The organism is Bradyrhizobium pachyrhizi, assembly GCF_029714545.1.
In the GTDB taxonomy this organism is placed as follows: Bacteria; Pseudomonadota; Alphaproteobacteria; order Rhizobiales; family Xanthobacteraceae; genus Bradyrhizobium; species Bradyrhizobium pachyrhizi.
This window is the reverse complement of record NZ_CP121667.1, coordinates 6,064,921-6,091,518: the sequence shown is the minus strand read 5'-3', so window position 1 is coordinate 6,091,518 and position 26,598 is coordinate 6,064,921. Positions and strand designations below refer to the sequence as shown.

General features: G+C 63.4%; 22 protein-coding genes and 1 pseudogene. 12 read left to right on the top strand and 11 right to left on the bottom strand.

Features of this window, described 5'->3' with window-relative positions; all coding sequences use genetic code 11:
• Positions 1–266 precede the first annotated feature (266 nt).
• Positions 267–2,705, top strand: coding sequence for a sensor domain-containing protein (locus QA639_RS28995; RefSeq protein WP_157343344.1), 2,439 nt, complete (start codon positions 267–269; stop codon positions 2,703–2,705).
• Positions 2,706–3,189: 484 nt separating this feature from the next.
• Here the strand turns inward: QA639_RS28995 and QA639_RS28990 are convergent, their stop codons facing one another.
• Complete coding sequence (locus tag QA639_RS28990; RefSeq protein WP_063779961.1) at positions 3,190–4,950, bottom strand: adenylate/guanylate cyclase domain-containing protein; 1,761 nt, start codon at positions 4,948–4,950, stop codon at positions 3,190–3,192.
• Positions 4,951–5,266: 316 nt separating this feature from the next.
• On the opposite strand from QA639_RS28990, the gene QA639_RS28985 reads away from it, so the two are divergent.
• Positions 5,267–6,121, top strand: coding sequence for a Bug family tripartite tricarboxylate transporter substrate binding protein (locus tag QA639_RS28985; protein ID WP_283087830.1), 855 nt, complete (start codon positions 5,267–5,269; stop codon positions 6,119–6,121).
• Positions 6,122–6,304: 183 nt separating this feature from the next.
• On the opposite strand, the gene QA639_RS28980 is transcribed toward QA639_RS28985, so the two are convergent.
• Together QA639_RS28980 and QA639_RS28975 are read right to left on the bottom strand one after the other, a co-directional pair.
• Complete coding sequence (locus QA639_RS28980) at positions 6,305–6,475, bottom strand: hypothetical protein (protein WP_193395257.1); 171 nt, start codon at positions 6,473–6,475, stop codon at positions 6,305–6,307.
• A gap of 212 nt (positions 6,476–6,687) precedes the next feature.
• Positions 6,688–9,942: an AMP-binding protein gene (locus QA639_RS28975; protein WP_283087829.1), complete on the bottom strand. Its 3,255-nt coding sequence runs from the start codon at positions 9,940–9,942 to the stop codon at positions 6,688–6,690.
• A gap of 365 nt (positions 9,943–10,307) precedes the next feature.
• Between QA639_RS28975 and QA639_RS28970 the strand changes: the two are divergent.
• Positions 10,308–10,424, top strand: a pseudogene (locus QA639_RS28970) (transposase); the annotation flags it as partial.
• A 147-nt stretch (positions 10,425–10,571) separates the two neighbouring features.
• On the opposite strand, the gene QA639_RS28965 reads toward QA639_RS28970, so the two are convergent.
• Positions 10,572–10,997: a universal stress protein gene (locus QA639_RS28965; RefSeq protein ID WP_016840840.1), complete on the bottom strand. Its 426-nt coding sequence runs from the start codon at positions 10,995–10,997 to the stop codon at positions 10,572–10,574.
• Positions 10,998–11,154: 157 nt separating this feature from the next.
• On the bottom strand, positions 11,155–11,697 hold the full coding sequence (locus tag QA639_RS28960; protein ID WP_283087828.1) for a SixA phosphatase family protein: 543 nt from the start codon (positions 11,695–11,697) through the stop codon (positions 11,155–11,157).
• A 95-nt stretch (positions 11,698–11,792) separates the two neighbouring features.
• Here QA639_RS28960 and QA639_RS28955 point away from each other — a divergent pair, with 95 nt between their 5' ends.
• The 5 genes from QA639_RS28955 to QA639_RS28935 all read left to right on the top strand — a co-directional run bounded on the left by QA639_RS28955 (position 11,793) and on the right by QA639_RS28935 (position 19,690).
• Positions 11,793–13,283, top strand: a complete 1,491-nt coding sequence (locus tag QA639_RS28955; RefSeq protein WP_283087827.1) for an NAD(P)/FAD-dependent oxidoreductase — start codon at positions 11,793–11,795, stop codon at positions 13,281–13,283.
• A 75-nt stretch (positions 13,284–13,358) separates the two neighbouring features.
• The gene (gene msrB / locus QA639_RS28950; protein ID WP_028337704.1) at positions 13,359–13,859 is read left to right on the top strand and encodes a peptide-methionine (R)-S-oxide reductase MsrB; all 501 of its coding nucleotides are present in this window, start codon (positions 13,359–13,361) and stop codon (positions 13,857–13,859) included.
• 183 nt (positions 13,860–14,042) lie between these two features.
• Positions 14,043–15,875: a flagellar hook protein FlgE gene (locus QA639_RS28945; RefSeq protein WP_028337703.1), complete on the top strand. Its 1,833-nt coding sequence runs from the start codon at positions 14,043–14,045 to the stop codon at positions 15,873–15,875.
• Positions 15,876–15,921: 46 nt separating this feature from the next.
• Positions 15,922–17,799 (top strand): flagellar hook-associated protein FlgK, encoded by a 1,878-nt coding sequence (flgK, locus tag QA639_RS28940; protein WP_198400139.1) that lies wholly within the window; start codon positions 15,922–15,924, stop codon positions 17,797–17,799.
• A 7-nt stretch (positions 17,800–17,806) separates the two neighbouring features.
• Positions 17,807–19,690 (top strand): flagellin family protein, encoded by a 1,884-nt coding sequence (locus QA639_RS28935; RefSeq protein ID WP_283087826.1) that lies wholly within the window; start codon positions 17,807–17,809, stop codon positions 19,688–19,690.
• Between the two features lie 136 nt (positions 19,691–19,826).
• On the opposite strand, the gene flbT is transcribed toward QA639_RS28935, so the two are convergent.
• Positions 19,827–20,258: a flagellar biosynthesis repressor FlbT gene (gene flbT / locus QA639_RS28930; RefSeq protein ID WP_028337700.1), complete on the bottom strand. Its 432-nt coding sequence runs from the start codon at positions 20,256–20,258 to the stop codon at positions 19,827–19,829.
• A gap of 365 nt (positions 20,259–20,623) precedes the next feature.
• Between flbT and QA639_RS28925 the strand changes: the two genes are divergently transcribed.
• The 3 genes from QA639_RS28925 (at position 20,624) to QA639_RS28915 (ending at position 22,760) form a co-directional block, all read left to right on the top strand.
• On the top strand, positions 20,624–21,793 hold the full coding sequence (locus QA639_RS28925; RefSeq protein WP_028337699.1) for a flagellin N-terminal helical domain-containing protein: 1,170 nt from the start codon (positions 20,624–20,626) through the stop codon (positions 21,791–21,793).
• Between the two features lie 207 nt (positions 21,794–22,000).
• The gene (gene flaF, locus QA639_RS28920; RefSeq protein WP_016846762.1) at positions 22,001–22,366 is read left to right on the top strand and encodes a flagellar biosynthesis regulator FlaF; all 366 of its coding nucleotides are present in this window, start codon (positions 22,001–22,003) and stop codon (positions 22,364–22,366) included.
• A 28-nt stretch (positions 22,367–22,394) separates the two neighbouring features.
• On the top strand, positions 22,395–22,760 hold the full coding sequence (locus QA639_RS28915) for a hypothetical protein (RefSeq protein WP_016846761.1): 366 nt from the start codon (positions 22,395–22,397) through the stop codon (positions 22,758–22,760).
• 117 nt (positions 22,761–22,877) lie between these two features.
• Here QA639_RS28915 and QA639_RS28910 read toward each other — a convergent pair whose 3' ends face one another.
• From QA639_RS28910 to QA639_RS28895, 4 genes are all read right to left on the bottom strand, one after another.
• Positions 22,878–23,264 carry a hypothetical protein gene (locus tag QA639_RS28910; RefSeq protein ID WP_028337698.1) on the bottom strand — a complete coding sequence of 129 codons (387 nt, stop codon included), beginning with the start codon at positions 23,262–23,264 and terminating at the stop codon, positions 22,878–22,880.
• Between the two features lie 160 nt (positions 23,265–23,424).
• Positions 23,425–23,928 carry a hypothetical protein gene (locus QA639_RS28905; protein WP_028337697.1) on the bottom strand — a complete coding sequence of 168 codons (504 nt, stop codon included), beginning with the start codon at positions 23,926–23,928 and terminating at the stop codon, positions 23,425–23,427.
• A gap of 19 nt (positions 23,929–23,947) precedes the next feature.
• Positions 23,948–24,304: a flagellar assembly peptidoglycan hydrolase FlgJ gene (flgJ, locus tag QA639_RS28900; RefSeq protein ID WP_028337696.1), complete on the bottom strand. Its 357-nt coding sequence runs from the start codon at positions 24,302–24,304 to the stop codon at positions 23,948–23,950.
• Positions 24,304–25,428: a flagellar basal body P-ring protein FlgI gene (locus QA639_RS28895; protein ID WP_038385504.1), complete on the bottom strand. Its 1,125-nt coding sequence runs from the start codon at positions 25,426–25,428 to the stop codon at positions 24,304–24,306. Before QA639_RS28895 ends, flgJ begins: the two co-directional genes overlap by 1 nt.
• 265 nt (positions 25,429–25,693) lie before the next feature.
• Here QA639_RS28895 and QA639_RS28890 point away from each other — a divergent pair, with 265 nt between their 5' ends.
• Complete coding sequence (locus QA639_RS28890) at positions 25,694–26,107, top strand: flagellar assembly protein FliX (protein ID WP_028337694.1); 414 nt, start codon at positions 25,694–25,696, stop codon at positions 26,105–26,107.
• A 57-nt stretch (positions 26,108–26,164) separates the two neighbouring features.
• On the opposite strand, the gene QA639_RS28885 is transcribed toward QA639_RS28890, so the two are convergent.
• Positions 26,165–26,551: a winged helix-turn-helix transcriptional regulator gene (locus QA639_RS28885; RefSeq protein ID WP_028337693.1), complete on the bottom strand. Its 387-nt coding sequence runs from the start codon at positions 26,549–26,551 to the stop codon at positions 26,165–26,167.
• Between the last annotated feature and the right edge of the window lie 47 nt (positions 26,552–26,598).

The following is a 26,598-nucleotide window of genomic DNA, read 5'->3' as shown; positions in this document are numbered from 1 at the left end:
TGCCGGTGCGGCGCTCGAGCCGGGCGCCGACTGCCGGTTGCAGAATTCACCGAAACTACACCAAAGAAGCGGAAGAGCCCCGTCTCGTCACCGTCGTCGCTCCAAGGTTGTGACGCTCTATGCTAGCGTATTAGCTGCGTACGCTAGCGTTGAGTTGGGGACCGATGGCCGCTCGCAAATTGTCGCAAGGGCAGGCCCCGACCCGGGAAGCGCGTCGCCGCTGGCATGAGGAGCGATCGCTGCGCTGTGCGATCCGGTTGGCCCGCATGGGCTACTGGGAGTCGCAGAGTGCCGGCGCGACCGATCTCTGGATATCGCCCGAGCTCGCCGCATTCTACGAATTCGAGACCGCCGACGGCTACATCCCCATCGCCACGGTGCGCGAGCGCTATTTGCCCGAAAGCCGGAAGCTCCTGGAGGCGCATTACGCGGCCTGCTGGGCGGAGGGGCGGCCCTATGCGGTGCGGACGAGACTCCGCGGTTCCGATGGCAGCCTGCTCGACTGCGTGGTGCATGGCGAGCCGGAATTCGACGCGGACGGCCAGGTCCGGCGCGTGTCCGGCATCGTCCGCGACGTCACGGAGGAGACCTCCGCGCTGCGGCGCCTGGCGGAGAGCGAGCAACGGCTGGCCGATTTTGTCAGCACCGCCTCGGACTGGTGCTGGGAGAGCGACGCCGAACATCGGCTGCTGCCCTATCCCAAATCGCTTGCCGGCAATGCTGCGTTCCAGACGGTCGCCGCTGGCAGGAAGGCGCGCTGGGAACTGACTTATGCGCCCGAGGACGGGGAGGCGATGGCGCGGCACCGGGCCGATATGGAGGCCCATCGCCCTTTTCGCGACTTCACCTACACGCTGATCGGCAAGGACGGCTCGCGCGTCAGTATCTGCACCAGCGGCAAGCCGATCTTCGCCGATGACGGCAGCTTTCTCGGCTATCGCGGCACCTCCAGCGACATCACCCAGCTCAGGGCGGCCAAGGCGCTGCTCGACCAGCGCACGCGGGCGCTGGAGGAGGCCCACCGCCTCGGCAAGATCGGCACCTGGAGCTTTCGGCTGGACAGCGGCCGCACGATCTGGGCGCCCGAGCTCTACCAGCTTCTCGGCTTGCCCGACACGTTCGAGCCGACCGATGAGAACATGGGACCCTATTTCCTGCACGGCGACGCCGACCGCTTCCGGGACGTGCAGAAACGGGTGCTGCGCACCCGCAGGACCGAGGCCACGGATCTACGCATCCTGCACGCGGACGGCATGCCCCGCGATCTGGCCGTGATCTGCAAGGCGGAGGTTGCCCACGACAAGGTCATCGGCATCATCGGTACCGTGCAGGATGTCACCGAGCGCAAGGAGGCCGAGCGCCAGCTCGAGCAGCTCGCCTACAGCGATCCGCTGACCGGCCTTGCCAATCGCGCGCTGTTCACGCGCCAGCTCGCCGCCCTGACCGAAGGCTGCTCCCGGGGAGGCCGGACCGGTGCGCTGCTGCTCATCGACCTCGATCGCTTCAAGGAGGTCAATGATTCCCTCGGCCATGCCGCCGGTGACGAATTGCTGATCAAGGTGGCGACTGCGTTGCGGCAGGACTTGGGGCCGCGCGCCTTCATCGCCCGGCTCGGCGGCGACGAATTCGCCGTGCTGGCGGATGGATGCGACACGTCCGACGCCGCGCTGACCGGGCTTGCCGATCGGCTCGTCGGCAAACTGTCCGGCCCCGTCGATCTCGCCGAGGGCGAGGCCTCGGTCGGCGCCACCATCGGCATCGCCCGCCTGCCGGAGCACGGCGCGACGGCGGAGACCGCCGTGCGCAACGCGGACCTCGCGCTCTACATGGCCAAGGAGGCCGGGCGCGGCCGGGCGCAACTGTTCGAGCCGGTCTATGCGCAGGCGGTCGATGAAAGGCTCGATCTCGGCCGCCATCTGCGCCACGCCGTGGAGGCCGGTTCCCTCGAGGCGCATTACCAGCCGCAGGTGGATCTGAAGACCGGCCGCGTCACCGGCTTCGAGGCGCTGCTGCGCTGGACCCATCCCGAGCGCGGGCCGATCTCGCCGGCGGAGTTCATCCCGATCGCCGAAAGCTCCGGCCTCATCGTCGATCTCGGCCTGTGGGTGCTGCGCGAGGCCTGCCGGCAGGGCCGCGCCTGGCTGGATGCCGGGCTGCCGCCGCGCTCCATCTCGGTCAATGTCTCGCCGGCGCAGATCTGGAGCGTGGATTTCGAGACCGCGGTCTCGGCCATCCTGGCCGAGACCGGCTTTCCGGCGCAGCTGCTCTGCCTGGAGCTGACCGAAAGCCTGTTTGTGGATCATACCGAGCAGCGGATCAGTCGCACGCTGACGGCGCTGTCCGGCTTGGGCGCCCGGCTGGCGCTGGACGATTTCGGTTCGGGCTATTCCTCGCTCGGCTACCTGACGCGCCTGCCTTTCGACTGCCTGAAAGTGGACCGCGCCTTCGTGGACGGCATTTCCACCGCGCCGGAGAAGCGCAAGCTGCTGGGCGGCATCATCGCCCTGTCGCACGGGTTGGGCATGACGGTCGTGGCGGAGGGCGCCGAATTGTCCGCCGAACTGGACGTGCTCGGCGGGCTCGATTGCGATTTGGTGCAGGGCTTCGTGTTTTCCCCGCCCATCGCCGCCGACAAGGCGCCGCTGGTGGCCGCCAGCATCGAGCGCGAGGCACGCCGGATGCAGCCGCAACGGAATCGCCTCTAGAGTCTGATGAGGTTAGGTTGAACTGGAACGGCGTCGAAAGTTCACCTCCCCCTTGGGAGAGGTCGATTTGCGCAGCAAATCGGGTGAGGGGCACGGTCTATCGAGAGAGCAAGAGCCCTCATCCGAATTGCGCTGGACGATGCTTCGCATCGCCAGGCGCAATCCGACCTCTCCCCAACGGGGAGAGGTGAACCGAGATCGCGCCAAGCCGATTCTATCAAAACTCATCGCGCGCGCTAGGCGAACACCGCTTTGGTGGCATTCATTGCCCGCGGCTTTGCCTCGATGGTGGCCGCTGACCAATCAGCTGGACCGTGTACTCACAAATCGGAGCTGGATGAGGGGCGCTTGATGTCCGTTCTCACCCTGACAGCCGCGAGAAAGCGGACCTTGCCGGAGGTTCGAGAAGGGCCACAAGCGGACTTCGGACGAGCACCACCGCGCAGGACGGCGAGCTGCTGTCTTGCCCGCGCATTCGCCGAGACTATGCTGGAAGGCCGGCCTTTCGCAGCCCGTCAACCAGGTGCTCCAAATCTTCGGCGCGTTTGAGAATGGATACCTGCTGCTGGGTGCCGCTGATGCTGTATCTTGGATTCAAGCGTAGAACTTCGTTTGCCTCTGCACGAGCATCTTCCATTCGTCCCAGCTGAGCGTACGTCGCAGCCAAGAAGGCGTGGCCATACTGGTGATTGGGCGCGCGGCCAATGGCTTCAGTCAACCAATGTTGGGCATCGTGGTATTCTTTGAGGTGGTAGTGAGCTACGCCGACCATCAACGGCGCAAAATGCGGATGGAATGGATCTAGGCGCATTTGCAACTTGGCGATGGCAATAGCTCTGGTCGGGTCTCCCACCGAGTAGAATATTTGCGCGAGGCGGTAATCCGCGAAATTGGGGTTTAGCGCCAGCGCTCTTTCGGCGGCGCCAGTCGCTGCGTCGAAGTCACGCTTCCGGATGATGTTATAACCCAACTCGGCATAGGCTTCGGGCAGGCCCGGATTGTGGGCAATTGCCGTGCGCGCCAATTTGATGGCCAGGTCAAGGATAGTCGGGCTCAAATATTCATCATTCAGGGGATTGAGCCAAGCCACCCGGTGCGTGCTGGCCAGCATTGTATAGCAACGGGCATATTTCGGATCGATGGCCAGCGAATCTGCGAGGTGCCCTCGTGTCCTCAATAATTCCGCCATTTGCCACGAGGACTGGAACGATATCCACGCCGCAGCTGCGCGCATGTAGTGATCGTAGGCCTGCCAAGTCGCGGGCGGCTTGAGCAAGGTGCGTTCAGCTTCCGCCATGTTCACATGCGCGACCAGAATTGCGGCGATCGTACGCGCCACGTCGTCCTGGATCGCAAATACATCCTTCAACTTCTGGTCATAGCGCTCGGCCCAGCGGTGGACGCCACTTGCAGCATCAATCAGCTGTGCCGTGATCCGAACTCGGTCATTGCCCCGACGAACGCTACCCTCCAGAACATAGCGCACGCCGAGTTCTCGACCCACCTGACGCAAATCAACCGCTCTGCCCTTGTATCGAAAACTCGAATTGCGTGCGATCACGAACAAGTCCGAGAAGCGGGACAACTCGGTGATGATGTCTTCCGAAATTCCATCCGCAAAGTACTCCTGTTCCGAGTCGCGACTCATATTCTCAAAAGCCAGGACGGCGACCGATGGCTTGTCGGGAAGCGCAAGCGCCGGTCGCGCCGGAGCGTTGCCGAACGACACGCGATAGACCCGCACCGGCCGTGCAATGTTCTTCAGTTGATGCTCGCCACTATCTTCGAATTCGATGTCAAGCTTATCCTGCGTATCTTCTCGTACGCGTTGCGATACACAGATGCCGCCCGGCTCACAAAGCGCCTCGAGCCGAGCCGCAACATTTACCCCGTCCCCAAAGATATCGCCGCCTTCTGTGATGATGTCGCCGGCGTTGATGCCGATGCGGAACTCGATCCGCTTTTCAATTCGCACATCGGTGTTTCGAGTGATCATGCCGCGCTGTATCGCAACGGCGCATCGCATAGCGCTGACCACGCTGGCAAACTCCACCAACACTCCGTCGCCGGCGCTCCTGATAAGCCGCCCGCCGTGCTTTTCGATCTCGGGATGGAGGAGCGCAGACAGATGTTCGTTCAGCCGGGCGTGCGTACCCTCCTCATCAGCACCCATTAGGCGGCTATAGCCAGCCACATCGGCCACGAAAACAGCACTCAGTCGCCGTTCCACACGGTCTGCGGCCATAAAAGCTCGCCCTGATCCGATCCGATCTTTAGTCAAAGTCTATTGTCAGAAGAAGGAGGTGTCTATCGGGCTCCGAACACCGTTGTCATTCAGATAGTGCCAGCCCGCGTACGAGCTCGGGGAGATCGACCTCAGTATCGGATTCTGCCCGCTTCGATGGCGAACCGCGTGCGAGGTACGGACGGATGGACGCGCCCGCAGCGCGCCGGAGAGCCGAGCCGGCCAAATGACGTTCTTTCGGAGGTTGCGCCCTCGAAGGGAACGTGGTCCAGCTGTCCTTGAAAATCGCGATACTCGTTGAAGAGGGCATCAGCGAATGACGAGATTCACGCCACTTTTTCTTGCTGCGCTTGTGATGCTCTCCAGTCCCGCACTTCCGAATGATGGACAGATTACATTGGTTGTGGGATTTGCGGCAGGGGGAACCTCTTCAACCGCAGCCAGAATCGTTGCTGAAGCAGCAGAGCAGGTCGCGCGAACGTCGACGATCGTGGAAAATCGACCTGGCGCGGGAGGAGCAATAGCGGCAGATTGGGTACTTCGGCAAAAGGGGACTCAGACACTCTTGTTCATGTCCTCCACGTCGTCGCTCAGAACGTCTCCTCAAAGCGAGCTCGTGCCCATCGGAATTTTGGCGACCTTCTCATACGTTGCCGTCGCGAGAAAAGACGCTGCCGCGCAGCTTGCCGAATACATGCGGGAGGCCTCGCGCGAGGAGAAATATCGCACCGTGGCCACGGCAGGCGCCGGGAGCATTCCCCATCTCATAGGTACAACGCTTTTCAACGACTACGGAGTGCCGATGGTGCACGTACCTTATCAAGGGTCGGCGCCAGCGATCCTCAGTGTCCTTGGGGGGCATGTCGCGGTTGCGATTGTTCCTTTTCCGGACTTTCTCCCGTTTCAAGATTCACTTCACGTTCTTGCACAAACCGGCAGCGGGATTGAGACGGAAGGATGGGTCGGCATCTTCGCTCCGCCGGGAACATCAGCGGAGGAAGTCTCCCGACTCTCCGAGATTTTTCGGCAAGCATCGCAACGTTCTCAGGAGAAACTGCAGAATGTCGGATTTAAGCAAGTATGGCGATCCGGTGCAGAGGCGCGAGCGATGCATGAGAAAGATTACACCCGGTGGACGCCGATACTTAAGGTGCTCGGAATTCAACCCTGACACGGCCGCAACGGTGGCCATGACGTGACCGGGGGCTTCACACCCCGCCGTCCGGAGCCGCGTCGATTTTACGTGCCCTTTGGTCAGGCCCTCCGCTGTCTTTTCCGCATTCGGCGGAAGCCCCTGCACGGCTGAAGCGCGGAGACCAGACTACAGCCTGTTCGGGCGCTGACGACCCGGGCGCTAACGGCGCTTTGATACTTTCTGGACCGTCTTGAGCGCTTGATTGACGCCCTTCAGCGATTCATTGACCCCCTCCAGCTGCGCTTGCAGAGCATCCCTGCGCTTCTGTAGGTCCTTCAGCAGTGCTTTCCTTTGCGCCGCGGTCAATTCCTCAAAATCGATGAGATCCACTGCAAATCTACACATCGCCGCCTCCAAGTGGCAAAATTAGATTTGATCAATCCCTCGTCCAATGCACCCCTGAATTGTCGACAATTTCTAGTGGATAATCAAGCTGGATGAACCTCGGATCGGACGAATTTTGGACGACCTTGCGCGTGGCAGGACACCGGCACAGGCGTTGCACTTTATTTCACCGGCTTGGTGCGACTGACCTGATCGTTTCAGGGATCAATCAATCGGCCAAGCTGCTCGTTGGGGTTTGCGGCCGCATTGACCAAGATTGCCGTGTAATCGGCAATCCAATTCTGGACGGTGTTTGGCTCGAACAAGTCGTCCTTGCGCCCGCATATGCCGGTCATTCCCGACGGGGTGTCCTTAAGGGTAATCGAGAGCCAAGCGCGATCAATCGGCATGGCAGACCGTTCTTCCTGGTAGCCGAACGGGCGAACCGTCAGATCGGGCAGCTGGAGCGCTCGGCGGAACGCAACTTGGAGAACGAAATAAACTTGGACGAGTGATGCCGGGCACAAGCCGGTCTCTTCCGCCAGTCGGCTGGCAATTATATCGAAGGGAAGTTCTTGTCTGGCGTAAGCCTCCAAGACAGCCCTGCGCACGCGTTCAAGCGCTTCGCTAAAGGTCAGATCAGCATCAAGTTGGGTGCGGATGATCGTTGTGTTCGCGAACGGACCGATCACGCGTTCTGTCCTGAGTTGAGGCCGATTGGCCATCAAAGTCGCGACACAAATGTCGTTGCGTTCGCTCCGGAGCAACAGCAGGGTCTTGAAACCGGCGAGTAAACTCATGAACAGAGTTACGCCCCGGTCGCGGCTCATGGCGCTCAGCTGCGTCACCAGATTGTTCGATATTTGAAATGATTCCTGGAGAGCGCGCGAAGTCAATTCGCCTCCAACGCTGCTTTTCGGGGCTGCAAATGGAGGTGAGGCTTTGTCGAGGCACCGCTTCCAGTAAGCGAACTGCCTGTTTGCTTCCTCGGTGCTGGACCACAAACGCTGCCAGCGAGCGAAATCGGAAAACTGAAGCGATGGTTTGGGCAGCTGCGCCTTCGCACCGGAAATCGCAGCGGCATAGATCTCCAGAAGTTCTTCCATGAAGATTGCCATCGACCAGCCATCGATGATGATATCATGCATGACCAGGAGCAAAACATGGTCCCTGGCATCGAGCCTGAAGAGATAGGCCCGGAACAGTGGCGCATTGTTCATGTCGATCGGCGCCAGGGAGCTCCGTTCGGCTTCCAGCTTCGCCTTTACCAGCAGAAGTTCCTTGGCACGGGTATCTCCGGTATGCACCGGGACTGCATAATCCTTCACAGCCAGGATTGATCTGACATCGACGTCCGGCACGACGCGAGCGAGGGGGACCTCATCCTGCCAGATAAACGCCGTGCGCAGCATGTCATGCCGACGCACGACCTCGGCAAGGCTCCGCTCGAGCACGGGAATGCTTAGTCGGCCCTGCAATCGATAAGCGAACGGCAGGTTGAACTGGGGTAGCCCGGGTAATTTTCGCTCGATGCGTAGCATGCGCTCCTGCACGATGGAGATTGACTGTGCGCCATCTGCATCAGCGCGCGAGATCTGCGATGGCGGATCGTGCGGGCGCGCCAACGAGCCGGCGCCCTCTTTTGATGATTCAAGGCGAAGCGCAAGCGCCGCAACGGTCGACGAATTGAAGATATCCTCGAACGACAGCATGACGCCGAAGTACTCTTCCACACGCAAGATCAACTGGGTCATGGCAAGTGAATCCACGCCGAGCGCGAAGACATCCTGATCAACGCTGATCCGATCAATTTCCAGGATGTCCTTCCAGATACCGGCCAGTTGACGCTCCAATTCCGAGCTGGGCGCAACTCCTTTGCCGTCGTCCTGGATTGGTCGAGTCTTTGAAAGGCCGGCCGCAAGTTCATTGCGCTTGATCTTCCCGCCGGGGCCTTTCGGAATCTCTGGTACAATCACGATGAGGCCAGGGACTTTAAACCCGGCCAGGCGTCCTCGGGCAAAGTCTCGGAGACTTTGTACGCTCACCTTTGCGTCCTGACGCAGCACAATAGCGGCGGCGACGTCCGCGCCCAGTCGCTCATGGGGGACAGGGAAAACAGCGGCTTCGATCACAGCCGGGTGGCTCAGCAATGCGCTCTCTACCTCGGCGGGGGCAATCTTCTGCCCGCCCTTATGGATGATCTCCTTGATGCGACCGACGATAAAGAGATACCGGTCGGCGTCCAGGTATCCGAGGTCGCCGGTCCGGAACCAGCCGTCCTGAAATGCGGACGCTGTAGCGGCGGCATCATTGTCGTACCTTCTGGTTATGGTGGGACCTCGCAGCGCGATCTCTCCACGTTTGCCGGATGGCAAGCGACGGCCTCTCCTGTCCAGTATCCCGATCTCGGGGCCGGCCGGCCGGCCGACGGAACCGCGCTTTCGCCGCTGCAAGGGATTAGCAGCGATCTGGGTCGCGGCCTCCGTCATGCCGTAGGTGTCTATGACGGGAACACCAAACAGCGCTTCTAGTCCGTCGAGCACTTCCGACGACAGAGACGTCGAAGCCGAACGAACGAGCCGCAAGGAGGACCGCTGCGCAGCCTGCCTGTAGGGATCCGCCGCCGCCAATACTGCACGATGGATTGCTGGTACCGCCGTGTACCAGGTTGGTCGGAACTCCATCAGCCAGCCGAAGAACGCTGTTGCATCGAAGCCAGGCGGACAGACCGTACTGGAGCCTGCCGCAAGCGCAGCCAGAAGTCCCGAGATCAAGCCATGCCCATGAAAGAGAGGCAGTACGCTTAGCAATCGGTCGCGAGCCTCCAGCTCCAAGGCGGCGCCAACGTTGTCGGCCGACAGACAGACGCTCGCATGGGTCAGAGGGACCGTTTTGGGCCGCGACGTGCTGCCAGATGTCATCAGGATGAACGCGTCGTCAGCGCTGGACGCAAACTCGTCGTCAACCAGGAGCTGCGGTGCCCGACCGGCAACACTGAACGCGCCGGCTCCCTCGTTCGGCCGCATCGACACATGGATCACGGGCACGCCCTGGATTTGGGCGGCGCGTCGGCTGGCCGAATTCAAGTCAGCGTGCGTCAATAGCGCCGCCAGCTGCAATTCGCCGAAATAACGCAGGTATTCATCACAGGTGAAACCCGGATTGAGAGGTACACAAACCGCGCCGGCCGCAACCGTGATCGCCGCTACTGCAGCCTCTGGTCCGTCCGACAACACGACCGCGACCCGGTCAGTCCGGCGCACGCCGACGTTCCGCAACCCGAAAACCACTTCATTTGCCTGCGTCCATAGCGCGCCATACGTCATCGGGCGGCGCGCCGGGGCCAGAATGGCATAGCGCTCCGGCGCAGTTTCCGCGTGGTCGGCGAGGAGATCCCGAACGCACGGAAAGGGGCATCTTCCGGCGCTCTTGCGTGCGTTACCTTTCCGCAATTCCTTGACAATATTCGACAACGCCGCCCCTCTTCGTCAATGTCGCTCCGTATCCTGAGCTGGTGAAGTCAATTCCCAGAACCCTCAAACACATCGAAGGACGGGAATACGCGGATAGCATCGTCGGGCAATCGACCGCGGGCGCCTCGGCTGCGCTCAGGCAAGTTGCCCGTTCTGACAGCATCTTGGGAAGCTCAACGCTTATAGCAGTATGTTGAGCCACTGTCCGGCATGGCCGACGACCGCTTCGGGTCAAGAGGTGAAGAGCTCAACGTGAGCACAATGCGTCCGCTTTCGGGTGCATAGCGACCAATCGCCGTTTGTCAGTGCCTCATTGAGCTGACTGCCGAGCCGTGGTTCCAGCGCCTGACCGAAGGGGCCGAATCATGCGCGACGAACTCTCCGACGACGAATGGACTGCCATCGAGCCGATGCTGCCCAACAAGCCGCGCGGCGTGCCACGAGCGAACGACCGCCGCGTCCTCAACGGCATCTTCGTGCGCAATTTCGGAATATTAGAAGAATATCCCTGAGTTGCCCGACGTGTCAAGTCGCCTGGTCGAACGCCGGCCGCCGCCGGCTACTTTGCATGGGGTTGTTTTCGATATTTTGGCAGCGCCGCCTGCGACGGCCCCATGACTCACCCAGCTTTAGTGCCGCACCACCAGCACCGAGCATTTGGCGTAGCGCACCACGTGTCCGGCATTTGAGCCGAGGAAGTAGGTGCGCATCGCCGGGCGGTGCGAGGTCATCACGATCAGGTCGGCCTTCATGGTCGCGGCCTCCTCGAGGATCTCGTGATAGATGCCGCCCTGGCGGACCACGCCCGAGATGCGGGAGGGCGCGATGCCGGATTCGCGCGCGACGATCGCAAGCGCTTCTTCCGACGTTTCACGCTGCTGGCTGTCGAAATCCGCCGGCACGTATTCGGCGAGCATCACCGGCGTCATCGGCAGCACGTTGAGCAGACGAACCGTCCCGTTCCATGTTTGCGACAATGTTGCAGCGGTTGCGATCGCCGGCTTCGCCAGATCGGTATCGGCGAGGTCGATCGGAACGAGAATGGATTTGTACATCTGCGCCTCCTGTCCGCGATTGGTCTGGAGCCGTTTGGTCCCTGTGCCCGGGACGCGCGCCTTCTTTTTCTTGAAGTCGTTCTGGTCTCGACGCGAACCGGTCCCCCTGTCGCGCAGAGGCCAATATAGCATGGCGGCGCGGCGCTGTCCGCTTGCGTCAACTGCGCGAGGCCTGCTTCAACAGCTTAGGGCTGACGAACAGGACGAGCTTGCCGCGCCGGAACGAGACGTCGTTCCAGTCGTCGGTCGCGAAGTCGAAGACGGCGAGCCCCGAGGTCGGCAGATTGTCGCCGAGCGCGCGCTTCGCGGCCTCATCGCCGCTGCCGGTCAGCGTCAGCGCGAGCTCGTGCATGCCGGGATTATGGCCGACCAGCATCAGCCGCTTCGGATCGCTGACCGAAGCCATCCGGATCGCGGTCAGCAATTGCACCGGGTCGGCGCCGTAGAGGTCCGGCACGAATTCGACCTTCGGCGCAGGCCCGGCGCCCTTCAGCGCCTCGCGCACGATCTCCCAGGTCTGCCTGGTGCGGACCACCGGCGAGACCAGCGCCAGATTGGGCAGGGGCGGATGACGGGCGATCCAGCCGCCGATCTCCGCTGCGTCGCGGTGGCCGCGCTCGTCGAGACGGCGGTCCTGGTCGTGCCCCGAAGGCGCGTCGTGTTCGGTTTTGGCGTGACGCAGCAGCAGCAAACGGCGCATGGACTTCCATTCTCGATTCGGTCAGGTCGAATTAATTCTACAGGCTCATGCCCTGGACAAGGTGACAAGCGCCGCAGCGGTTCGTAAGAAACGCCATGAGCGAGAGTTCCACAAGTGCGGCAGACGGCCCCGATCAGGCGGCCTCGCCGTTCCGCGACCGTCTGGCGTTCGACCTCGACGTCGATATTTGCGTGGTCGGAGCCGGGCTGGCCGGCCTGACCGTGGCGCGTGAGGCGGCGCGGCTCGGTGCGAGCGTCGCGGTGCTCGAAGGCCGCCAGATCGGCTGGAACGCCTCCGGTCATCATCTCGGCACCGTAATGCCGGGATTCGGCCTGCCGATAACAGATGTGATCGAGCGCGTCGGCCTCGACGATGCCCGCGAATTGTGGGCGCTGTCGAAGGAGGGCGCCGACTATGTCCGCGCCACCGCTACCGAAGATTTGATCCCGGGCATCAAGCCGAGCGATGGCGCGCTGGAAGTCTCCAATGTCGATGTCGGCGAGGCACTGATCGGCCGCCTGCAGACGCTCGGCGAGGATTTCGCGACCGAGGTCGAGGGCTGGCAGGTCGATCGTGTGCGCAGCGTGCTCAGGACCAGCCGCTATTTCCACGGCATCTATTATCCGAAGGCGTTCCAGATCGATGGCCGCAAATATGTGCACGGCCTCGCCGCGCTGGCGATGCGGGCAGGCGTGCGGATCTTCGAGGAGACGCCGGTCGTCAGCATCGATTTCTCCGGCATCCGCAAACGCATCGTGACGCCGACGGCGCGGCTGCGCGCCAACCATATTGTCCTCGCCGGCAATATCCATCTCGGCTCGCCGCTGAAGCGCTTGTCCGATACGCTGCTGCCGGTGTGGCGCTACGCGGCATTGACCGAGCCGCTCGGGGAGCGGCTGGCCGAGACCATCGTCTTTCCCGGCTCGGTCGTCGACAGCGACGGCATCGACCATTTCCGTGTCGTCGATGGCGATCGGCTGTTGTGGGCGAGCCCCGAAACCACCTGGGACGCACGGCCGAAGCGGCTTGGCGGGGCGGTGCAGCGCCGCATCGCCACGGTGTTTCCGCAACTCGGCAAGGTTCCGATTGCCGAGATGTTCGGCGGCGCGGTCGGCGTCACCGTGCATGGCATGCCGCAGATCGGTCAGTTGCGCCGGGGCCTGTGGGTGGCGAGCGGCTTCGGCCGGCAGGGACTCAACACCTCGGCGCTCGCCGGGCAGCTGATCGCGCGCAGCATCCTGTGGGGCGACGATCGCTGGCGGCTGTTTTCGCCGTTCGAGCTGGTCTGGGCCGGCGGCGCCACCGGCCGCGTCGCCGGTCATTTCGTCAGCCTGTGGGCGAGGGGGGCCTCGTCCGTGGCGGGTGTTCTGGCGCGCTACCGCGAGGGTGCACGTGCGAAGGAGCGCCTGCGCGAGGCGCGGCTCGCCGAGGCCAATCTCAAGGCGGGAACCAGGGGGCCGGCACCCCGCCGTCCGCCCCCAGTGCGGCCGGCGCGTCCGCCCGCGCCCAGGCAGATCGAGGACGGCGAGGCGCCGTATCCGGATGCCTCGCAAGAAAGTGGGCGGATCTCCGACGGACGGATGTAACGTCCGCCGGCGGGGTTCGTATTTGTTGACGAACCTCGGGCACGCCCCCCGAGCCGCCCGCACCGGAGATGATTAATGATCGATCGCCGCATCCTGCTTGCTTCCGTCGCCGGCCTGTTCGGCTTCGCCGCCTTCCGCTGGCTGCGCGCCTCGCCGGCGCAGGCCGCCGAGAAATTCGAGATCGAGAAGACCGACGCCGAATGGCGCGCGCAGCTGACGCCGCAGCAATACGAGATCCTGCGCAACCAGGGCACCGAGCGGCCGGGATCCAGCCCGCTGCTCAAGGAGCACCGCAAGGGCATCTTCGCCTGCGCCGGCTGCGACCTGCCGCTGTTCTCGTCCGAGACCAAGTATGAGAGCGGCACCGGCTGGCCGAGCTTCTACAAGCCGCTGGACAACGCGGTCGGCACCACGTCGGACCGCACCTTCGGCATGGTCCGTACCGAGGTGCATTGCCGTCGCTGCGGCGGCCATCTCGGCCACGTCTTCGACGACGGCCCGAAACCGACCGGGCTGCGCTACTGCATGGACGGTTTCGCGCTAGTGTTTCACCCGGCGGCGCCATCGGCGACCTGACATTCCTTCCCGGCAATTGTTGCCGCTCCCGGCAAATGTGCCCCGGTCGAACGACCGGGGCATTTTTTTCAAGCGGATGATTTTGTTACGTTTTGTTTCGTGGCACGACCTTTGCGACATGCTCCGCCGATGCGGCCATTCCTGTGATTGCCAGCCGCCGGGAATCGAATTGGAGAACATGTCATGGGTATCTTCGGCGCTCTCACGACGGCTGTCGGTGGCTTGCGCGCGGGGTCGTACGCGCTTGAAAACATCTCCGGCAACATCGCCAACTCGCAGACCACCGCCTTCAAGCGCATCGATACCTCGTTCCTTGACCTCGTCCCGCAGACCGCGCTGACCGCGCAGCTTGCCGGCGGCGTCACCGCGCAGTCCCGTTCGACCAACTCGGTACAGGGCGACGTCCAGTCGGCATCGGTCGCGACCTTCATGGCGATCAACGGCAACGGTTTCTTCGCGGTGCAGAAGCCCGGCAGCTTCACCGACGGTGCGCCGGTGTTCGATGGCGTCGACCGCTACACCCGCCGCGGCGATTTCCAGCTCAACAAGGACGGCTATCTCGTCAACGGCGCCGGCTACTATCTCGAGGGCGTGCCGATCGACCCGACCACCGGCAACCCGGCAGGCTCATCGCCGCAGGTGCTGCAATTCAAGAACGACTTCCTGCCGGCGCAGCAGACCACCAAGATAGACTATCGCGCCAACCTCGCGTCCTATCCCTTGACCACCGCGCACGACACTTCGGTTCCCGGTTCCGAGCTGATCAGGCCGGGCGCGTTCAGCAGTGGAAACAATCCGTTGGTGCTGGGCACGCCGGCTGCGCCGTATACCGATTCCGCTATCACCGGCACCGAGCAGAAGAACAAGGCGACGCCATCGGTGGACAATACCATCGCGACCTTGCTTTCGGGCGGTACAGGCACCGACTCGATCAACGCCAGCTTCAGCGCCGGCTCGGCCGGCCCGCCCGTCGTGCCCGCTGACACGATCACGGTCAACGGCACCGTCATCACCTTCGTGGCGTCGGGGGCGACCGGCAACCAGCTCAACGTCACCGACAGCATCGGAACGCTGCTCGCGAAGATCGACGCGATTACCGGCACCACGACGCCATCGACGATCAGCGGCGGCAAGATCACCTTGCACTCCGGCAAATTGGCCGATCTCAACGTGACGAGCTCGAACTCGACCGCCTTCGCGGCGCTCGGCTTCACCGGCTCGGCGGTTGCGGTTCGCGGCGGCGGCGGCACGGTCGGCACCGGCCAGGTTATCGGCAACGACAACTCGACCTTCCTGAACGAATCCGTCTCGGGCGGCGCCGTCACGGCCTACGACGTCTCGGGCGCGCCGGTGAACCTGCAATTCCGCTGGGCCAAGACCGACAGCTCCTCGCTGGGCAGCCCACATACCGACACCTGGAACCTGTTCTATCAGGTCAATCCCAATGCGACTGGCACGCAGGTCTCCTGGCAGAACGTCAACGTCAACTTCACCTTCGCCTCGAACGGCCAGATGTCGCCGGCGATCTCCTCGGTGGCGCTCACCAATGCCGTCGTCAACGGCGTGTCGCTCGGCAGCCCCGTGATCAATTTCGGCTCCGGTGGCGTGACCCAGTTCGCCGACGCCAACGGCAACGTTCAGGTCAACCAGATCCAGCAGGACGGTTTCCCCGCCGGCCAGCTGCAGTCGGTCAGCGTCTCCACCAACGGCCGCATCGTCGGCAACTACACCAACGGCCGCAACATCGACCTCGCCGAAATCTCGGTGGCGACCTTCAACGGCACCAACTTCCTCAAGCGCATCGACGGCGGTGCGTTCGAGGCGACCGACGAGTCCGGCGCGGCGTTGTTCGGCAAGGCCGGCACCATCGTCGGTTCCTCGCTCGAGAGCTCGAACACCGATATTGCCGACGAATTCACCAAGCTGATCGTGACCCAGCAGGCCTATTCGGCGAACACCAAGGTGATCACCACGACCAATTCGATGGTGCAGGATCTCCTGAACGTGGTGCGCTGATCGCATCGTTGCTGCACGTGTGAAGAAGTAAAGGCGAGTACACATCATGGGTTTGAGCCAAGCCCTTTCCACCGCGATGTCGGGCCTGCGCGCCACGCAGGCCTCGCTCTCGCTCGTGTCGTCGAACGTCGCCAACGCAGAGACGCCCGGCTACGTCAGGAAGACGCTCAATCAGGTCACCGGCACCACCGGCCAGTACGGTTCGAGCGTCCTCATCACCGGCGTCAACCGCCAGCTCGACGAATTCCTGCAGACCCAGCTCCGCACCGAGACCTCGGGCGCGGCCTACGCCGATGTCCGCTCGGATTTCATGGCCAATCTGCAGGGCGTGTACGGCAATCCCGACTCCACCGGCACGATCGAGGACGCCTACAACAAGTTCCTGACCGCGCTGCAGGGGCTGTCGACCAGCCCGGAATCGCAGTCGGCCCGCATCGGCGTGATCAATGCCGCGCAATCGATGGCGCAGCAGCTCAACGCGACGTCGCAGGGAATCCAGACGCTGCGCGCCAACGCCGAGGCCGGCATCAGCGACTCCGTCAACAGCGCCAACAATGCGTTGCAGCAGATTGCGCGCCTCAATGTCCAGCTGGCGGCCAATGGCGGCACGACCGATGCCTCGACCGCGGCATTGCTCGATCAGCGCGACCGCTACGTCACGCAGCTCTCGCAGCTGATGGACATCCGCACCGTCACCAACAGCCAGAACCAGGTGAGCGTGTTCACCAATTCCGGCGTGCAGCTGGTCGGCACCGAGGCCGCGACGCTCAGCTTCAACGCCCAGGGCACGATGACGCCCAACACGTTGTACAATACCGACCCGACCAAGAGCACAGTCGGGACCATCACCATCACGTTCCCGCATGGCGGCACCTATGACATGGTGTCGACCAATTCGATTCGCTCCGGCAAGATCGCCGCCTATCTCGAGTTGCGCGACAACACGCTGGCGCAAGCCCAGACCCAGATCGATCAGTTCGCCGCCGCGATGTCCAGCGCGCTGTCGGACAAGACCACCGCGGGCACCGCGGCGACGGCGGGAGCGCAGTCCGGCTTCGACCTCGACCTCTCGGGGCTGCAGAACGGCAACACCATCCACGTCTCCTACAAGGACAACACCACCGGCCTCACGCATAATCTGTCGATCATCCGCGTCGACGATCCGAGCGTGCTGCCGCTGAGCAATACCGCGACCGTCGATCCCAACGACGAGGTGCTGGGCATCGATTTCTCCGGCGGCATGAGCTCGGTGCTGTCGCAGCTCAACGGCGCGCTCGGTGGAACCGGCCTGCAATTCTCCAATCCGTCCGGGTCGACGCTGCGCGTGCTCGACGACGGCGCCGCCAACAAGGCCGATGTGACCGCGGCGTCGGTCACCACGACGGTTTCGTCGCTGACCTCGGGCGATCCGCACCTTCCGCTGTTCACCGACAATGGCGGGCTCTACACCGGCGCGATCACCGCGAACGGCTCGCAGACCACCGGCCTTGCCGCACGCATCAGCGTCAACACCGCCTTGATCGGCGATCCCTCGCGCATGGTGGTGTACTCGACCAATCCGCAGACGCCGGCCGGCGACACCACGCGCGCCAACCTCGTTCTGAACCAGCTGTCGAATGCCTCATACAGCTATTCGCCGCAGACCGGCCTTGGCACCACCGGCGCGCCGTTCACCGGCACGCTGCTCAACTTTGCCAAGCAGTTCATCAGCCAGCAGGGCGAGTCGGCGACCGCTGCCAAGCAACTCGCTGACGGCCAGGACGTCGTGCTGAACACGCTGCAGACCAAGATGGACTCGACCTCCGGCGTCAACATGGACGAGGAGATGGCGCATCTGCTTTCGCTGCAGAACGCCTATTCCGCCAATGCGCGCGTGATGTCGTCGATCAAGCAGATGTACGACGCGCTGCTGCAGCTCACGTGAGGGTAACATGTCGATCGACGGCGTAAGCGGCAGAACTTCCTATATCGGCACCACGATCCTCAACCTGCGGAATCAGCTCAATGACCTGACCACGCAGCTTGCGACCGGCAAGGTATCGACAACTTATGCGGGGCAGGGACTCGATCGCGGTTTCGCGCTCAGCCTGCGCGCGCAGATCAGCGGCATCAACGCGTTCTCCGATACCGCCACCAACCTCAACACGCGCCTGAGTGTCGCGAACCTCACCTTGCAGGGCCTGTCCGACGTCGGGGCCCAGGTGAAGAACGCCGCGACGACAGCGACGCTGACGCTCAACGACAGCGGCCAGACCTCGGGCCAGATCACGGCGCAGGCGGCCTTCGCTAACGCGGTCGCGATGCTGAACAGCCAGTCGGGCGACCGCTATCTGTTTTCCGGCCGCGCGATGGATACGCCGGCCACGGTATCCGCCGATACCATGCTCAAGGGTACGGCAACCCAGGCCGGCCTCACGCAGCTCATCAATGAGCGCAAGCAGGCCGATCAGGGCGCCGGCATGATGGGGCGCCTGAGCGTCTCGTCGCCGCCGGCGACCACGACGGTCACGAGTATCGCCGAGGACGGCTCGCCGTTCGGCCTGAAGCTTTTGTCGGTGCAGTCGTCGTTGACGGGTGGCGCCACGGTGACGCAGCCGACCGGCACGCCGAAATCGGCCTCGGTCGATCTCGGCGCCATCAATCCGAAGGACGGCGACAAGATCAAGTTCAACTTCACGCTGCCCGACGGCACCACCGAAGCGATCGAACTCACGGCGACCACGACGAACCCGCCGCCCGCCGGCTCGTTCCTGATCGGCGCCGACACCGCGGCGACGACGGCTAACCTGCAATCGACGCTGACCTCGTCGATCAAAACGTTGAGCGACACGTCGCTGGTCGCGGCGTCCGCGGTTGCGGCGTCGAACAATTTCTTCAATCCGGTCGCGACCGTGTCGGGCGCCGCGGTCAACAACCGGAACACGCCGCCGGGGCCGATCAACGGCGCCACGGCGCTGTCGGGGGCGGCGGGCACCGACTCGCTGTCGACGAGCTTTGCCGCCGGCGATACCATCACGGTGAACGGCACGCCGATCACCTTCGTGGCCTCGGGCGCCACCGGCAACGAGGTCAACGTCACCGACAGCGTGCAGACGCTGATGGCCAAGATCGACCAGATCAGCGGCACCAAGAACCCGTCGACCATCAGCAACGGCGCGATCGCCCTGCACGGCGCCGATGGCGAGAGCCTGTCGATCTCGAGCTCCAACACGGCCGCACTTGGCGCGCTCGGCATCGCCAACAACACCACCGCCGCGCCGGCGCCGCTGAGGGTAGGGGGACCGCCGTTCGACACCGCCACCAACCTGGTCGCGGGCACGCCCGATAACACCGTCTACTGGTACACCGGCGAGAATGGCCCGGGGTCGGCGCGCGGCACCGCGGTCGCGCAGGTCGATCAGTCCATCACCGTGCAGTATGGCGCGCGCGCCAACGAACAGGCCTTCCGCTATTTGCTGCAGAACGTCGCGGTGTACGCAGCCGTCACCACCAACGCCGGCAACCCGAATGCGAGCGCGCAGGTGACGGCGCTCGCGCAGCGCGTGAGCGCCAACCTCGCCCCGCAAAACGGTCAGCAGCAGATCCAGGACGTGCAGGCCGAATTCGCCGGTGCCCAGACCGCGACCAAGGCCGCCACCGATCGGCAGACCCAGCTCAAGGGGATGGCGGAAACGATGCTCGACTCGGTCGAGGGCGTCAATCAGGACGAGGTCGCTACCAAGATCCTGGCGCTGCAAACCAGCTTGCAGGCGTCGTACCAGACCACGTCGATGCTGTATCAGACGACGCTGCTGAAATATCTGCCGATCGGCTGATCGCGCGCCCCTCATCTCCAGCCAGCAAAAAGGCCTCCGCGCGGAGGCCTTTTTCGTTGAGGCGAGTGGGGCTGGAGCGTTTTCAAGCGAAGTGGACGCCGGGCCGCGCGAAGAAAACGCGCCAAAACAAGAAGCTCTACGCGCTCTTGCGGGTGTCGTCCCGCTCGGCGTTCTGCTGGTCGCGCGCGGTTTCCAGCAACTTCTCTTCGTGTGCGATCAGCTTCTTGGATTCCTTCAGCGCGTGATAGAGGTCGCCGTTGAGGATGAAGTTGTTGACGCTTTCGATGAAGGGCCAGGCGCTCGGCATCGCGGTGATGATGTCGCGCACCAGACTGAAATAGGTCGGGTGGTGCGCCATCGGGTCCGGCGACAGATACATCAGCTGCACAGCGAGATAGATCAGCTTTGCCGGCGTGTCGGCGGTCTCGGGCGTCAGGATATCCTTCTCGCGCAGGATCGGGATCCGGTCGCCGTCGATCAGGAGGCGGGCGCGCTGGTCGGTGTTGGTGATCACGCAATTGCCGACGATGATGCGCTCGTTCGGTTTGAGTTCGACCTTCAGGGCCATGACCGTTCTCCTTTGCCGGCAGCCGCGCGACGTCTTCGCTCGCGGAACGACGTTGTTCGGCACTGCTTAGCAGCCGCCGTTGCGGCCCGGGGCCGATGCGACAGTGATCCTTTCCCATGATGGTTAATGCTTGGTGAACGGGGTGACGGCGCAGGGGTCGCTATCTGGCCGGAATTGTCAGTCGCCCCAGTAGTTTTCGGGACGAACCTCGCCCAATGGCGACAATTTTATTCTTCGGCCTTTGTCTCAAATGCCGTGCTGGAGATTTCTTTTTCCTTCGCGGCTTGACCGCAGGATCGGCCATCCGCCCGATCAGAAAGGATTGGAGCGGCTTTTTCCTCAGTTTCACACCAGAAAGGTATGAAATGTCCGATATCATTCTCTCGTCCTCCGTTCGTCAGAACCTCCTCTCCCTCCAGTCCACCGCCGATCTGCTCTCCACGACGCAGAACCGCCTTGCCACCGGCAAGAAGGTCAACACGGCGCTCGACAACCCGACCAACTTCTTCACCGCGCAGTCGCTCGACAACCGCGCCAGCGACATCAACAACCTGCTCGACGGCATCGGCAACGGTGTGCAGGTGCTGCAGGCCGCCAACACCGGCATCACCTCGCTGCAGAAGCTGGTCGATACCGCGAAGTCGATCGCCAACCAGGTGCTGCAGAGCCCGACCGGCTACACCACCAGGTCGCAGGTCACCTCGACCGCGGCGCTCGGCGGTACGTCTGCCAACCTCGTCGACGGCACCACGATCAAGAGCGGCGACGTGCTGGCGATCGCGGCTTCGGCCGGCCAACCCGCCTTCAGCTTCACCTTCGGGGCCAGCACGTCGCTGGCGCAGCTGAACACGTCGCTGGCGGCCAGCAACCTGACGGCGAGCCTCGACAGCTCCAACAAGCTCGTCATCACCACGACCAATGACGCGGCGTCCTCGACGATCGGTGCGGTGACCTTCACCAACACCGGCGGCGGCACCGCGACGTTCAGCGCGGCCGGCACGGCCCCGGTCGCCGACCAGGCCTCGCAGTCGGCGCGCGCCGCTCTAGTGACGCAATACAACAACACCATCGCGCAGATCACGACCACGGCGCAGGACGCCTCGTTCAACGGCATCAACCTGTTGAACGGCGACAGCCTGAAGCTGACTTTCAACGAGACCGGCAAGTCGACGCTCAGCATCACCGGCGTCACCTTCAATGCCAGCGGCCTCGGTCTGAAGGCGCTGACCGCCGGCACCGACTTCCTCGACAACAACTCGGCGAACAGCGTCATCTCGTCGCTGAGCTCGGCGAGCTCCGCGTTGCGCAGCGAAGCCTCGACGCTCGGTTCGAACCTGTCGATCGTGCAGATCCGTCAGGACTTCTCGAAGAACCTGATCAACGTGCTGCAGACCGGTTCGTCCAACCTGACGCTGGCCGACACCAACGAGGAAGCGGCCAACAGCCAGGCGCTGTCGACCCGCCAGTCGATCGCGGTCTCCGCGCTGGCGCTCGCCAACCAGAGCCAGCAGAGCGTGCTGCAGCTGCTCCGCTAAGCGCGCCGGCAAGTGCTTCGAGAACGGCGGGGGAAACCCCGCCGTTTTCTTTTGTCTACGGGATATTACGGTGTCTGTCCATGCCGTCAGAACGACGCATTTCGTAACGGCTGCTAACCATATTTAAAGGCGCCGGATGCATAAATATCGGGCGCTAGAATTGCGTCTTCGCGGCTCGAGAAATCCGCATCCCATCGAGGTCATTGAATGTCGAATGCAGCCCAGGCCTACGCTCGTACCTCCACGACGACGGCGTCCCCACGTGAAATCGAAGCGCAGGCGCTGTTGAAGGCCGCGCGGCAGCTGCAGGAAGTCCAGACGAACTGGAACGGTCCCGACAAGGCGCTCGATCACGCGTTGCTGTTCAACCGCCGGCTGTGGTCGATCTTTCTCAGCGCCGCGCAGGGCGACGACAATCCGCAGCCGCTCGAGATTCGCCAGAACATCGCCAATATCGGCGTGTTCGTGATGAAGCAGACCGTCGACATCCAGATGAATCCGGATCCGGCGAAACTGAAGTCGCTGATCGATATCAACTGCAATATCGCCGCCGGCCTTTCGGGTCGCGGCTGATCGATCGATTCCTGACGGAGCCCTCGGCATGGCCGACGTGTTGAGCATCCTGTCGGCCAACTACAAGGCCGCCGGCCTGACGGTCCCGTCGAAGACGCCCTATGTGGCCGTCGATCCGAACCTCTATGAGGGAAGCTGGAGCGGCAAGTACGCCAACAACAAGTCGTTCAACATCTCGGTGTCCAACGTCGATGGCTTCCGCGCCAAGGTCCACTATCAAAGCGACGGCACCAGCAAGTATCAGGACGTGCTGATCAAGGACGGCGGGTTCCGGATCGGCGATACCAAGTTCGCGCTGGTGCAGCAGGGGACGGCGTTGATCGCCAATGTCGTCACCGATCCGGCCACCGGGGCGACCTATCTCGACAAGGCCTATGCCACGCAGAAGACCTGAGCGGTCGTTGCTCCGCCTAGAGCGCGATGAGATTAGGTTGAATCGTCATCGCGCCTTAGCTCTTTGTTTGAGCATGATCTTTTCGGAAAACCGCTTCGCACTTTTCCGGATCATGCTTTAGGCGCGGCGATCGGTGGCGCGCACCCGCGTCGGCGCGTCCTTGCTGAGATCGAGCGCGTGGAAATAGGCGCGGCGGCGCAACACGGCTTCTTCGGGAAACTGCCTCACCACCAAATTCGTGCGATTATCGACCACCTGATAGACCACGGCGCGCGCGTCGCGGTCGATGATGACCTGGTCGCTGACCGACGGAGCCTGATTTGAAATCGATGCGTTGACGGCGTTGGGATCGATGGTGACGCGCACGCTCGGCTCCGGAGCGGTGACGCTCTGGCTCGCCGGCAGTTCAGTCTTCACCGCCTTCTGCGCCGTATCGCTCGTGGGAGAGACCATCGGCGCCGCGACCGGTGCCCCCACCGGCTTGATGTTGAAATCTGTACTCATGGCAGCCTCGTAGTGCACAGGCACTAGTTCGCTTGAGTCAAATCCCAACCCCTCACGATCCGCAACTCTACGGGGAACCTCTCAATAGGCTGTTAGAAAACACGCTGAATGCCGCGCTGCCGGGGCGGCGTCGAATTGAGCTAAATTGTAAGCGTAGGCGTCAGAGCGTGCGGCTGATCGCGATCGGCGTCATGTTGCGCGGGCCCGGCGTGGCGCGCTGTCCGCTTGCGGTATAGGTGTTCGGAATGTTGCGGCGCTGCACCTCGGCATTGACGCCGCGCACGATGCCTTCGGAGACGGCATGCGCCGTTGCAAGCACGGTCAAATTCACCTGCAGCATGGCGCGGAACGTCTCGTGATGACGGCGCAGTGTCGCGAGCAGCTCGGGATCGGTCTGCGACAGCATCTTCTGCATCGATTTCAGATGCTCCACCGCGAGCATGTAGCGCCGCGACAGCTCGGACTTCTGCGGCTCGAGCCGCATGCCTTCGCGGATATTGCCGGCGCGGACGAACTCGGTCTCCTGCTCGATGACGGCAAGCAGGCCGCTCATCACTTCGGTCAGCTCGTTGGCGAGACGCGCGACGTCCGGCGGCGTCGACGTCGCGGACCGCGCGGCGGAGGCGGATGCTACTGGCCGCGGCTGCTGTGGACGCTGGTTCATCGCGCTGCTCCTTGAAACCCTAGCTCTTGTTCGCCTGCTGCAGGATCAGCGAGCGGAACACTTCGTTGGAAATGCCGACGCCGCCGGCCTTGGCGAAATTCTTCGAGTATTCGTCGGTCAGCATCGACCGCCATGCGCCGGTGCCGACGGTGTCGCCGTACGGGCCGTCGCCCTTCAGGCCGGTCGTCATCTGCGAGAACATCGAGTTGAGAAACATCGATTCGAAATCGGTCGCAGTCGCCTTCGCCTTGGCGGCCTGCTGCGGCGTCACCTTCTTCAGCGCGTCCTGCAGCACGGGATCGGGGCGGCCGTTGAACATCGGCATCAACGCCTTGTTCGGCATGCTGCCGGTGGTGCTGTTGATCAGGCTCGCCATCACATCACCTCGATGTCGGCTTCGATCGCGCCGGCGGCCTTGATCGCCTGCAGGATGCTGATGAGGTCGCGCGGTCCGATGCCGAGGCCGTTGAGGCCGTCGACCAGCTGTTGCAGCGAGACGCCATCCTTGACCACGGCGAACTTCTTGCCGTCCTCGCTGACGCCGACGCTGGTGCGCGGCGTCACGACAGTCCGGCCGCGCGACAGCGGATTGGGCTGGCTGACCTGCGGACTCTCGGAGATCGATACGGTGAGATTTCCCTGCGCGACGGCGACGGTGGCGACGCGAACGTCGCGGCCCATCACGATGATGCCGGAACGCTCGTCGATCACGATCTTCGCCACGAGATCGGGATCGACCTGCAGCTGCTCGATCTCGGTCAGGAAGGCGACGACGTTGCCCTTGAACTCCGTCGGGATCGCAAGCTGCACCGTGGAGGGATCGATCGGCTCGGCGGTCTTGACGCCGAGATAGTCGTTGACCGCGGCGGCGATCCGCTTGGCGGTGGTGAAGTCGGCGTTGCGCAGCGCGAGGCGCACATTGGGCAGGCGGTTGAGCGCGAACTCGATCTCGCGCTCGATGATGGCGCCGTTGGCGATCCGGCCGACGGTCGGCACGCCGCGCACGACGCTGGCGGCGGCACCCTCGGCCGCGAAGCCGGCGACCGCCACCGATCCCTGCGCCACCGCATAGACATTGCCGTCGGCGCCGAGCAGGGGGGTAACGAGCAGGGTGCCGCCCTGCAGGTTCTTGGCATCGCCGAGCGCCGAGACGGTGACGTCCATGCGCGTGCCCTGGGTGCCGAACGCCGGCAGATTGCCGGTCACCATCACGGCAGCGACGTTGCCGGTGCGGATGGTGGCGCCGCGGATGTTGACACCCATGCGTTCGAGCATCGCTTGCAGCGATTGCTTGGTGAAGGGGATGTTGTTGAGCGTATCGCCGGTGCCGTTGAGGCCAACCACGAGGCCGTAGCCGATCAGCTGGTTCTGGCGCACGCCCTCGATATTGGCGAGATCCTTGATCCGCGACGTCGCGGCCGCGGGCATGACGGAGGCCGCCAGCGCCAGCAGCGCGGCGCAGGCCACTCCGAACAGATTTGCGATGCGGATGCCGGGCATCCCGATGCTCCCCTCGAACTGAACTCGCGGATCACACGACACTCCCATGACGGCGATCCGCCATTAACCATGCGAGCTGCGTGCCACTCCGCCTCGCTTGGGCAATGCGTTGATATATTTATCGAAATTGTCGGGCTGTCATTTTGCTCCGGTTCGTCAGGGAGCGCGAAACTGCCGCGCGGCGGCAGAAATTGCCGGGTCGTTTACGCGCCGTTAACCATAAAACAGCGATGCTCGGCCCATTCAGGCCTGCGGGATCACGACGATGCGCATCTACGGACCGAACGGCACCACGCTTGGCACGTCCACCAGCTCCACGCGGCGCACCTCGTCGAGCGGCTTCTCGCTGCCGGATGCGACGACCGCGCAGGAGGAGGTGCGCTCTACCGCGGCGCCGAAGGCCGCCGCCAGCCTCGATGCGCTGCTCGCGCTGCAGGGCGTCGAAGACCCGACCGAGCGCCGCAAGCGGTCGGTGGCCCGCGGCAAGGGCGCGCTCGACGTGCTCGATGCGCTCAAGCTCGGCCTGCTGTCCGGCAATTTCGATTCCTCGACAGTGAACCGGCTGCGTGACGCCGCGGCGAGCCTGAAGGAATCCTCCGGCGACCCCGGCCTCGATGCCGTGCTCGGCGAGATCGAACTGCGCGTCGAGGTCGAGCTCGCCAAGGCCGGGCAATACTAGGCTCCACTCGATCAACTCACCTGTCCCACGCCGCCAGTGCCTTCAGGCCGCAGTGCCTCAGGCCGCCAGCGCCTTGCGCTGCGCGTCGTAGCGGCGCTGCGCGGCCAGCACGTCCTTCAGATTCCGTTCGGCCCAGTCGCGCAGCGGATCGACGGCTTCGGCGAGCGTCGATCCGAGCGGCGTGATTGAATACTCCACCGTCACCGGCACCGTTGCGATCGCCCGGCGGCGCAGCAGCCCGTCGCGCTCCAGGCTTTTCAGCACCTGCGACAGCATCTTCTGCGAGATGCCTTCGATCGCGCGTCGAAGCTGGTTGAAGCGCATCGGCTCGCTGCGCAGCAGCAGCAGGATCAGCACCGCCCATTTATCGCCGACCCGGTCGAGGATCTGGCGCGTCGGGCAATTGGCGGCATAGGCGTCCGGCTTGAGGCTCGTGGCTTTCATCGCGGTTACTCCGGCGTGATCAGGTGAGGCGAGAGTGCCTTCTTCAC